Here is a 9,829-nt window from a genome sequence, read left to right as displayed (position 1 = left end):
AGGGCATCCGCAATGCCAACGACGGCATCTCGATGATCCAGACCGCGGACGGCGCGCTCGACGAAGTCACCAACATGATCCAGCGCATGCGCGAACTCGCGGTGCAGGCCGGCAACGGCACCTATTCGGAAGACGATCGCAAGAACATCAAGGAAGAGATGGACGCGCTCGGCATGCAGATCGACAGCACGCTGACCAACACCACGTTCAACAGCGTCGAGCTGTTCCCGGCCACCGCCGCTACCGTGAAGGTACAGGCCGGCGCGGTGAAAGCCGACGCGGTCGAGATCAGCTTCGGCGGCGTCACGGTTTCCGGCGTCGCCACCTCGACGGGTTCGACGATCGACGTGTCGGCTGCCGACTACGAGTTCGACGAGGCCGATTTCGACGAAGCGCTGACCAACGTCACCACGGCACGCGCAAAGCTCGGCGCTTCGCAGAACCGGCTGCAGTCGGCGGTCACCAACCTGACCTCGAACGCGACCAACCTGTCGGACGCCAAGAGCCGCATCGAAGACGCCGACTTCTCGGCTGAATCGACCGCGCTCGCCAAGGCATCGATCCTGAGCCAGGCATCGACCGCGATGCTCGCTCAGGCGAACCAGAGCCAGCAGAGCGTGCTCCAGCTCCTGAAGTAATACGGCGTTTCCGCCGCCGACACCGCCCCCCAAGGGTGACGGTGGCGGACCACAGCGAACCCCGGTGGCGATCACGCCGCCGGGGTTTTGCGTGTGTAAGGGTAGTGATGCAGTTCGCGGAGGTGGCCGGCAACCTCCCTCCGTCAGCCTGACGGCTGCCACGACCCCTCGACAGGGCGGAAGCAGAGCTGGACGACTTCGGGTTGCACCAGCCACCTTGTCCGTCATCCCCGCGCAGGCGGGGATGACGGATGGGTCAACGCGATGTCGTCTTGCTCTAGGTAGAGTGTCCCGATCCTTCCTCGCCAGGGCGGTGGCTCGGCGTCGCTGTGACGGAGAGAGATAAGCGAGACGCTCGTGTCATCCACCGCATCGCAGGGCGGAGCGCCGGGCGTCAGAAGGAGAAGGAGCTGAGGATCAGGATGCCGCTCTGCGCGGTCTCCTTGTAGCGGATCTCGGTTTCGCCCGGCGGCAGCGGCGCATCGGCCGTCAGGCCGTCGCCGAGCACACGAGTATTCGGGTCGACGACATAGCCGAAGCCAAGATTGAAACTCTGGCCGCTGTCGCCGCGGCGCAGTCCGATCATCACGCCCATTCCGATCGCTTCGATCACCTCGTCGCTGCCGGGCTGAATCGCAACGAAGGGCCCTATGCCCCAGCGCGCCGGCCTGACGGTCGGGTCGGCGGGGTTGTTGCCGCCGACGCCCGGCGTCAGGAAATAATGCGATTCGAGCATGACGCGGGCGCGATTGTTGTTCTGGTCGTCCACCCGCACCAGACCATTGACCAGAACGGCGTTGCCGATGCGGTCGCGCTCTCCGCGATCGATGGTGAAGGAAAGGCCGACGCCAAGCTCGAGGCCGGCAAAGGCACGGTTCCCTTCCTTGATGGCCTCCTGCTTTGTCTTGAAGTCCGCTGCCTCGTCCGCGATCGCGGCTGGTTTCGGCGGTCCGCTGTCCTGGGCTTGACTCGTAGCGGGAAACACCGCGATCGCGATTGCGGCGGTGATTGCAGTCAACCTGTCGATCATACCAACCCCCGTTAGCTATTGGGAGCGTCGAGGGTCAGGTCGATCGGTGCTGCGGTCCAGCGAAGATGGATCGGTATCGGTGCGAACTAGATTCGGCGAGCGAGCGCTCGCTTGAGCTTGGCGTGGGCGGCGCCCTTGATCTGACAGACCCGTGCGGAGCCGACGCCGAGCACCAGTCCGATCTCCTCGAGGTTCAGTTCGTCGACATAATAGAGTTGGATTACCTGCGCTTCGCGTTCGGGCAGCGCGCCGATCGCGGCGATCAGCGTATGGCGCAGGTCGCTGTCGGCGAGCTGTTCGAACGCGTCGGGCGTGTCGTCCGCGAACCACGGCAGATCGTCGGCATAGACGTCGTCGATCGGTTCGAAACGGATCGCATCGGCGGTGACATAGTCGGCGCGCAGCTTCTCGATCGTGACGCCGAGGTGGTTGGCGAGCATGGCTTCTCCCGGGGCGGTGCCCGTCGACGAGGTAAGGGTGGCGACGGCGGTGGCGTATTGACGTCGCCGACGCATCGCGCCGCGGGTCGTGGTCGCTTGGCGGCGAAGTTCGTCGATCATCGCGCCGCGCAGACGGGTCTGCAGGTAGCTGCGAAAGCTGGCGCCCTGTTCCTCCGCCGCGGTGGTGGCCTCGACCAGCGCGACCAGGCCGACCTGGACGAGATCCTCGACCTCGACGATCGAGCTCATCGATCCATGCACGTGCCACGCGATCTTGCGGACCAGCGGCAGATGCTGGCGGACAAGAGCCTCGGCACTGCCGCCGGGGCGTTGCTTGGGCGAGTAGGTCAGCGGCTGGGCCGCGGCGAACGCGCTCTTCATCGGCTCGGCGCTCATGCCGCAAGCGCCGGCTGCGCGGCGCCGATCACCGCGACGACCTCGACCGACTTCTCCTCGGGTACTTCGAAGAACGACAGCACCGGGGTGTCGGGCAAGCAGGTCTTGACGAGCTTCCGGATCGCGATCCGGATCGCCGGCTGGACGACCAGCGCGAACGGCTTGGCTTCGGCGACCAGCGGCGCGGCGGCGCGTTGCAGCGCCTCGACGATCCGGCGGCCGAGGTCGGGTTCGATGACGTGGCGTCGCGAGCTATCGGCACGGATCGCCTGCCCGAGCAGCCCTTCGAGCTGGCCCTCCAGGGTCATCACGCGGAGCGGTTCGCGCACGCCGCACAGCTTCTGAATGATCAACGCGCCGAGTTCGGGACGGATCATCTCGATGATCTCCTCGGCATCCTGTGAGCGCTGCGCGGCGACGGTGATCGCCTGCGCGATGCGGCGGAATTCCTTCAGCGGGATGTTCTCGGCGAGCAGGCCCTTCAGCACCTGGGTCAGCGTCGTCAGCGACAGCGGCTGCGGGGTGAGCGAGGCGACCAGATGCCCGGCGCGCTCCTTCAACCCGTCGAGCAGCGCCTGGACCTCGTCGGGGCCGAGCAGGTCGGTGGCGTTCTGGCCGAGCAGGTGGTTGAGATGCGTCGCCATCACCGTGCCCGCATCGACCACGAGATAGCCCGCGCCGGTCGCGGCATCGGCATCGCCGGGTGCGATCCAGGTCGCGTCGAGCCCGAAGGTCGGGTCCTTGGCGGTCTTGCCCGACAGCGCGCCATAGGCCTGGCCGGTGTCGAGCGCGAGCATGTCGTCGGGCGACACCTGATCCTCGCCGACGATCACGCCGTTGACGAGAATGCGGTAGGTATAGGGCGCGAGGTTGATGTCGTCGCGGACCCGGCATTGCGGCACCACGAAGCCCAACTCCTTCGACAGCTGCCGCCGAACGCCGGTGATCCGCCCCATCAGCGGCGCGCCGCGGCGCTCGTCGACCAGCGGCACCAGGCCGTAGCCGATGTCGAGATTGACCTGCATGCCATCGGACACCTCGTCCCAGCCGATCCGCGACTGGTCGACGGTCTCGACAGGCACTTCGACCACCGGCGGCGGGCGGCGCTCGATCTGGCGCAGCTTCCACGCGGCGAAGCCGGCGACCGCGGCGGCGGTGAGGATCACCAGGTGCGGCATGCCGGGGAAGACGCCGAGCAGGCCGAGGATGCAGGCGACCGGCATCCAGGTCTTGGACGCGCCGAACTGGCTGCCGATCTGGCCGGCGAGGTCCTTGTCGGAATTGACGCGGGTGACGATCGCGGCGGCGGCGATCGACAGCATCAGCGAGGGCAGCTGCGCAACCAGCGCGTCGCCGATCGCGAGCAGGATGTAGTTATGCGCGGCATCCGCGATCGACATGCCGTGGCTGACCGGGCCGAGGATCAGCCCGCCGACGATGTTGGCGGCGAGGATCAGCAGCGCGGCGACCGCATCGCCCTTCACGAACTTCGACGAACCGTCCATCGAGCCGTAGAAATCGGCTTCGGTCGAGACCTCGACGCGGCGCGCCTTGGCCTCGTCGGGGGTGATCAGCCCGGCGTTAAGATCGGCGTCGATCGCCATCTGCTTGCCGGGCAACGCATCGAGCGTGAAGCGAGCCGAGACTTCCGACACGCGGCCCGCGCCCTTAGTGACGACGATCAGGTTGATGATCATCAAGATCGCGAACACGAAGATGCCGACGACATAGTCGCCGCCGATCAGAAAGGTGCCGAACGCCTCGATGACATGCCCCGCGGCGGCTTCGCCCTCATGGCCGTGGACCAGCACGATGCGGGTCGAGGCGACGTTTAGGCCGAGGCGGAACAGCGTCGCGAACAGCAGCACGGTCGGGAAGGCGGAGAAATCGAGTGGCTTCTGCGCGTTGAGTGCGACCATCAGCACCGCGAGGCTGATCGCGATGTTGGCGACGAAGAAGATGTCGAGCAGCGCCGCCGGGATCGGCACGACCATGACGACGACCAGCAGCAGGATCGCGAGCGGCAGCGCGGCGGCACGGCCGTTGGAGAGCAGCTTGTTCAGCATCTCAGCCTCCCATCCGCGCGAGCATCATGTACGCCAGCCGCGCGGTGTCGGGCGTCGGGCGCAACAGGCTCGCGCTCGCGACCTGAGCATCGCCCTTGAACCGCCCCATCGCCGCGGTCGCCCAGCTGAGCGCGTCCTCCGCGCTCTGGTTGCTGCCCGTGATCACGGTCGATCCCTCGACGTCGAGCGCCTGTGCGGCGTAGTTCGCGTTAGCGGTGCCGGCAGCGGGTTCGGCACCCGCGCTGGCGCTGGCATTGCCGAGCTTGGTCGCGAACCGATCGTAGATCTGCGACAGCGAGCGTGGTTGGCCGTTCGACGCGTAGAAGATGTTGCGGTTGGCGCCGGCGGCGGCCGGGAAGAGCGACGACGCGCTCGCGCCGGGATCGTTCTGCATCGCCGACAGGAACTTCTTGGCGCCGCCTAGCCCGAGGAAATGCGCCATGTAGAGATCGGTGCCGTTCGCGGGCCGGCCGAGCTTGTCTTCGAGCGCGGTCTTGTTGTCGGCCGCGTGCTCGGCCGCCATCAGCGAGGCGGCGGCGGGATCGTTGCGGAGCGCGAGGATCGCCTGGCGGGTGCCTCCGTCGGCGACGGTGTAGCGACCGCCGTTGGTCTGGCCGATGCTATCGGCGGCCCACGCCATGCCGTTCTCGGCGCCGTGTTTCTTGACGACTGCGAGCCAGCTCTGTTCGATGAACTGGTACAGCCCCGATGCCGACGAGGTGCCCGCACGCGCGGAGGCGTTGAGCCCGCTCTCGAGCTTGGCCTGGCCGAGCAGGTACGAGAAGTCGACGCCGGTCCGGCTGCTCGCCTGGGCGATCGCCGAATGGATCCGGCCACTGGTGATGGAATTGACGGTCATGCTGGCCGGTGATCAGCAAGACGCGTGCCAGAATGTCGGGATCGTATGTGGGGCGCTACTCAGGGCCCACGGAAAAGGGGCGGGCGTGCCTTACGCGTAGGCGCCGGCAAGCGTCGGCCGGTAGCCGGCACCGCTTTCGCCGGTCAGAACCTGCAGGCGGCGGCGAACATTTGCCGCCATCAGGTTGACGTAGATCCGGCTGGTCTCGTTGAGGCGGTTGGCCTCGTCGGCGAGTTCGCGCAGATCGGGGCCCGCAGGGCCGGTGCCGAGCAAGGCGATCGCCTCGATCCCGGCCAGCTTGTCCGCGGTCGCGCGTTCCAGAGCGTGGACGTCATTCGTCTTCAACGCCGCGATTTCGGCGTGCAGCGCGTCGATCACGCGGATCAGGGCCTCACGCTTCGCCATTGGGCGCCCATTCCAGACGGAGGGCGAGCAGGCGATCCGCGATCGTCGACGGCAGGATCGGGAAGGATCCATCCGCGATCGCGCGCTTGATCGCGGCGACGCGTTCCATGTCGACCGGGGGCGATGACGAGAGTTGCCGGGCAACGTCCGCCGCCCGGCTATCGATCGGTGACGACGATGCCGAAAAAGGGGCCGAAGAAGACGGCGCGGCAACCGCGGCGGCATTCGCCGCCGGCGCGGCAGGCGCGGTCGTGGCGATGCGCGTGATGCCTCGCTCCCCTCCTACTGCCTTGATCCCGATCGCTTCCATCATGTCCGCACCCTTCTGGTCTGGCTGACACGTGGATAAACGGCCTGTCGCGAGCGAAGTTTAGCGAAAAAGATTCACTCGCCCCAACCCGGCAGAGTGGCGCGACCGCCGGCGACCGCGATCGCCTGGACCGGCTGCCGGGAATCGTCGACGCGGACCAGGAAACGCGCGCCCTGCTGGGCATCCGCGAGCGCGACGCCTTCGCGGCTGATCGCGAAGCCGGCCGAGCCTGCCTCGATCACCACCGGATCGCCGCGCTTGATGATCGGATCGAGCTTCACCGGCCTGGCATAGGCGGCGGGCTGGACGCGCGCGGCGGTGGCGTTCGCCGCCATCGTGACCGGCACGTAGATCCGCCAGTCCGGCCCCGCGCAGCTGACCACCACCGCGTCGTGCGCCTCGGTGCGCCACGACAGCGCGACGGTCGCGCAGGCGGCAAGCCGCAGCCGGGTATCGATCGGGGTGCGGGCGCCGCCCTCCGCGCCCAGCGGCCGGCCGGTAAAGGCCGACACCGCGCGGTCCAGCGAGCGGGTGTCCTGAAACACCGGGGCGGCGGCGAGAAGAAGCGCGACGATCATGGACGGTCCTTGCGCTCGCCGGCGAAGGCGAGAGTGACCAGCGCGGCACGGCGGCCCGGCGTCTGGCTGGTGGTGATGGCGATCCGCGCCTTGGTGGTGACGGCGAGTGCGGCGGCGACGGCTCGGGCGCGGTCGGCCGCGAGCAGCGCGGCGCTGCCGGTGGCGGGGTCGATGTCGGCGGGAGTGCCGTCCACGAAGCCGGTGACGGTGAGCATGACCCGTGGGTCGCGCGCGGCGTCGCTCGCCCACTGCGCGATCGCGGCGGTGGATCGGGGCAACGCCGCCGAGCCCGGCGCGAAATCGAACACGCCGTCCGCCGCTACCGGCAACGGTGCCGGATCGGGCGTGACGACGCCGAAGCCTTCGCGCAGCCCGCGCGCGAGCGCGCTACGATCGATGCCCTGATTGGCCTGGAGCAGCACGAAGAAGCCGACCAGCAGCAGCGCGAGATCGGCGAGCGTCACCAGCCACAAGGGCTTGCCCGCGGGCGGATCGGGATAGGCGATCGCGGTCATGCGGCGTTCTGCAGGGCCGTCGCGGGGGTGAGCGCGCGCGGCGTCTCGCGCGTTGCCAAGCGGGCGAGCGGGGCGGCAAGGCGTGCGCGTTCGAATGCCTCGGCGCGACCGGCCGCACGCAGCCGGCTGGCGACCGGCAGGAACACGAGATTGCCGAGCAGCGCGCCATAGAGCGTTGCGAGCAGCGCGACCGCCATCGCGGCGCCGATCACGCTGGGATCGCCCATCGCGGAGAACATCCGCGCCAGCCCGATCAGCGTGCCGATCATCCCCATCGCGGGCGCGGCCTCGGCAGCGGCGGCCCAGGCGTCGGCGGCGGCGACGTGGCGTTCGATGCGCGCGCGGCGGCGGTCGTCGACCAGGGCGGCGACCTCGTCCGCAGGCAGGCCGTCGACGATCGCGGCGATGCCTGCGGCGAGATCGGGATCGGTGATCACCGACTTGTCGAGCGTGATGACGCCGTGGCGCCTGGCGATCCGGGCAAGCGCGGCGAGTTGTTCGACCAGCGGCGTGGCGTCGAAGCGCCGGCGCGCGAGCGTGCGCGGCGCGGAGATCGCGCGACCGAGATCGCGCGCCGGGGTCCGCAGGCAGACCGCAAGCAGCGTGCCGCCGCCGACGATGGCGACCGCGGCGGGATCGAGGAGGAGAGCGACAGCATCCATGCGCGGGAGTTCTGCAAGGCGCGTGCCATGTGCAATCGCGTTCCCCGGCGAAGGCCGGGGCCCAGTTGCGGAGGTCAAGCGGTTCGAGAGCAGCGCTCGATTACCTGCTGCTTCCAACTGGGCCCGGGCTTCGCCGGGGAACGATGAAGAGCGGCAACGACGCGCTTGCCGCACCGGCAACATCTTGCCGTCGGCCTTGCCGGTCGTCGGCCACCTCCGGGCAAACCGTCGAATCCGACGCCTCCACCCGCGAATCCACAAACTGGCACGGCCATTGCTTAGTCCGTCCTGCGCACTCAAGCGCTGGAGATACGGCGATGGCCGGAGACACTCTGTTCGGGGTACATGGCGCGGCACTCGCGGTGCGCTCGCAGCGCATGGGCGTGCTGGCGTCGAACATCGCCAACGCCTCGACCCCCGGCTTCAAGGCACGCGACATCGACTTCAAGGCGGCGCTCGCGTCCGCCGAAGGCGGCAGCGCTGGCGGCAGCGCTGGCGGCAGTGCCGGGAGCATCGGGGCGGCGATGAAGTACCGCGTCCCGCTGCAGACCTCGATGGACGGCAACACCGTCGAACTGAGCCAGGAACAGACCGCCTTTGCCGAGAACGCGGTCCAGTATCAGACCACCTTGTCGTTCCTCAACGGCCGCATCGGGCAGATCACCCGCGCGCTGAAGGGCGAATAACATGGCCGATCCCCTTTCCATCTTCCAGGTCGCCGGCCGCGCGATGACCGCGCAGCTGGTGCGGATGAACACCACCGCGTCGAACCTCGCCAACGTCGGCGGCACCGCCGGATCGGCGGAAGCCGCGTACAAGACGATGAAGCCGGTGTTCCGCACCAGCTTCGACGCCGCAACGGGCATGTCCACGGTCGACGTCGAGAAGGTCGTCAGCGCGGGCGAGGAGCCGACCAAGCGCTACGATCCGTCCAACCCGCTCGCCGACAAGGACGGCAACGTCTTCGCCGCGGCGGTCGACGAAACCCGCGAGCTGGTCGACATGATGGAGACCGCGCGCTCGTACCAGAACAATGTCGAAGTGATGCAGACCGCCAAGTCGCTGATCATCGACACCCTCAAATTGGGCCGCTGATCATGGCAAGTTCCTTCGACACCACGCTCGCCAATCTCGGCATCACCCGCACCTCGAACCCCGGGACCGCCAAGGCGTCCGGCGCGTCGACGCTCGGCCAGAACGACTTCCTGAAGCTGATGACCGCGCAGATGAAGAACCAGGATCCGTTCAGCCCGGTCGACAACACCCAGATGGTCGCGCAGATGGCGCAGTTCTCGTCGCTCGCCGGCATCTCCGAGATGTCGTCGACGCTGAAGTCGATTTCGGAACGGCTCGGCGGCACCACCACCGCGGATGCGGTCTCCTACATCGGCAAGACCGTGCTGACCGCCGGCACCACCGCCTACGCGCGCAGCTCGGGTGGGATATCGGGCGCGGTCGAGGTATCGGCCGCCGCTTCCGACGTCCGCGTCACCATCGCCGACGGCAACGGCGCGGTGTTGAAGACGATCGCGCTCGGCAAGCAGGCGCAGGGCACGACCAGCTTCGACTGGGACGGCAAGACCGCCTCGGGCGAGCCGGCGGGTACCGGACCCTATACCGTCAGCGTTTCTGCGCAGAACGACGGCAAGACCGTCGGCGCCACCGGCCTCGTCTGGGCGCCCGTCGAGTCGGTCTCGACCGCATCGGGTGCCGCCACGCTCACCTTGCCCGGCATCGGCCAGATCCCCGTCACCGCCGTCCGTTCGATCGGCTGAAGCCCCTTTTCAGGAGTAACCTCGCATGTCCTTCTATACCTCGCTTTCGGGCCTCCAGGCCTCGCAGACCGAAATGTCGACGATCTCGCACAACCTGGCGAACGTCGCGACCAACGGCTTCAAGAAGAGCCGCACCGAATTCGCCGACGTGATCG

The 9,829-nt window shown here is 68.1% G+C and carries 14 protein-coding genes; 5 read left to right on the top strand and 9 right to left on the bottom strand.

Going from position 1 to position 9,829, the window contains the following annotated elements; translation table 11 throughout:
• The coding region (locus ACFE77_RS15100; RefSeq protein ID WP_375422473.1) for a flagellin at window positions 1–638 on the top strand (638 nt) is incomplete at its 5' end.
• 394 nt (window positions 639–1,032) lie between these two features.
• Here the strand turns inward: ACFE77_RS15100 and ACFE77_RS15095 are convergent.
• The 9 genes from ACFE77_RS15095 to ACFE77_RS15055 all read right to left on the bottom strand — a co-directional run bounded on the left by ACFE77_RS15095 (window position 1,033) and on the right by ACFE77_RS15055 (window position 7,899).
• Window positions 1,033–1,668 carry a hypothetical protein gene (locus ACFE77_RS15095; RefSeq protein ID WP_375422472.1) on the bottom strand — a complete coding sequence of 212 codons (636 nt, stop codon included), beginning with the start codon at window positions 1,666–1,668 and terminating at the stop codon, window positions 1,033–1,035.
• A gap of 86 nt (window positions 1,669–1,754) precedes the next feature.
• Window positions 1,755–2,504 (bottom strand): sigma-70 family RNA polymerase sigma factor, encoded by a 750-nt coding sequence (locus ACFE77_RS15090; RefSeq protein WP_375422471.1) that lies wholly within the window; start codon window positions 2,502–2,504, stop codon window positions 1,755–1,757.
• Complete coding sequence (flhA, locus tag ACFE77_RS15085) at window positions 2,501–4,570, bottom strand: flagellar biosynthesis protein FlhA (RefSeq protein ID WP_375422470.1); 2,070 nt, start codon at window positions 4,568–4,570, stop codon at window positions 2,501–2,503. The genes ACFE77_RS15090 and flhA overlap by 4 nt, the downstream gene beginning before the upstream one ends.
• A 1-nt stretch (window position 4,571) precedes the next feature.
• Entirely contained in the window at window positions 4,572–5,429 is an 858-nt protein-coding gene (locus ACFE77_RS15080; RefSeq protein ID WP_375422469.1) for a lytic transglycosylase domain-containing protein, read from the bottom strand.
• Window positions 5,430–5,519: 90 nt separating this feature from the next.
• A complete protein-coding gene (locus tag ACFE77_RS15075; protein ID WP_375422468.1) occupies window positions 5,520–5,834 on the bottom strand; it encodes a flagellar protein FlgN in 315 nt (104 codons plus the stop codon).
• Window positions 5,821–6,147 (bottom strand): flagellar biosynthesis anti-sigma factor FlgM, encoded by a 327-nt coding sequence (flgM, locus tag ACFE77_RS15070; RefSeq protein ID WP_375422467.1) that lies wholly within the window; start codon window positions 6,145–6,147, stop codon window positions 5,821–5,823. The genes ACFE77_RS15075 and flgM overlap by 14 nt, the downstream gene beginning before the upstream one ends.
• Window positions 6,148–6,218: 71 nt before the next feature.
• Window positions 6,219–6,722 (bottom strand): flagella basal body P-ring formation protein FlgA, encoded by a 504-nt coding sequence (locus tag ACFE77_RS15065; protein ID WP_375422466.1) that lies wholly within the window; start codon window positions 6,720–6,722, stop codon window positions 6,219–6,221.
• A complete protein-coding gene (locus tag ACFE77_RS15060) occupies window positions 6,719–7,237 on the bottom strand; it encodes a flagellar motor protein MotB (RefSeq protein WP_375422465.1) in 519 nt (172 codons plus the stop codon). The genes ACFE77_RS15065 and ACFE77_RS15060 overlap by 4 nt, the downstream gene beginning before the upstream one ends.
• On the bottom strand, window positions 7,234–7,899 hold the full coding sequence (locus ACFE77_RS15055; protein WP_375422464.1) for a motility protein A: 666 nt from the start codon (window positions 7,897–7,899) through the stop codon (window positions 7,234–7,236). Before ACFE77_RS15055 ends, ACFE77_RS15060 begins: the two co-directional genes overlap by 4 nt.
• Window positions 7,900–8,216: 317 nt before the next feature.
• On the opposite strand from ACFE77_RS15055, the gene flgB reads away from it, so the two are divergent.
• The 4 genes from flgB to ACFE77_RS15035 form a co-directional block, all read left to right on the top strand.
• Window positions 8,217–8,585, top strand: coding sequence for a flagellar basal body rod protein FlgB (gene flgB / locus ACFE77_RS15050; RefSeq protein ID WP_375422463.1), 369 nt, complete (start codon window positions 8,217–8,219; stop codon window positions 8,583–8,585).
• Between the two features lies 1 nt (window position 8,586).
• Window positions 8,587–8,994 (top strand): flagellar basal body rod protein FlgC, encoded by a 408-nt coding sequence (gene flgC, locus ACFE77_RS15045; protein ID WP_375422462.1) that lies wholly within the window; start codon window positions 8,587–8,589, stop codon window positions 8,992–8,994.
• 2 nt (window positions 8,995–8,996) lie between these two features.
• A complete protein-coding gene (locus tag ACFE77_RS15040) occupies window positions 8,997–9,674 on the top strand; it encodes a flagellar hook assembly protein FlgD (RefSeq protein WP_375422461.1) in 678 nt (225 codons plus the stop codon).
• Window positions 9,675–9,699: 25 nt separating this feature from the next.
• A partial coding sequence (locus ACFE77_RS15035) for a flagellar basal body protein (RefSeq protein WP_375422474.1) occupies window positions 9,700–9,829 on the top strand: 130 nt, incomplete at its 3' end.

It is taken from the genome of uncultured Sphingomonas sp. (genome assembly GCF_964243315.1).
In the GTDB taxonomy this organism is placed as follows: Bacteria; Pseudomonadota; Alphaproteobacteria; order Sphingomonadales; family Sphingomonadaceae; genus Sphingomonas.
The sequence above is the reverse complement of the archived record's forward strand: the minus strand, read 5'-3'. Positions and strand labels throughout refer to the sequence as shown.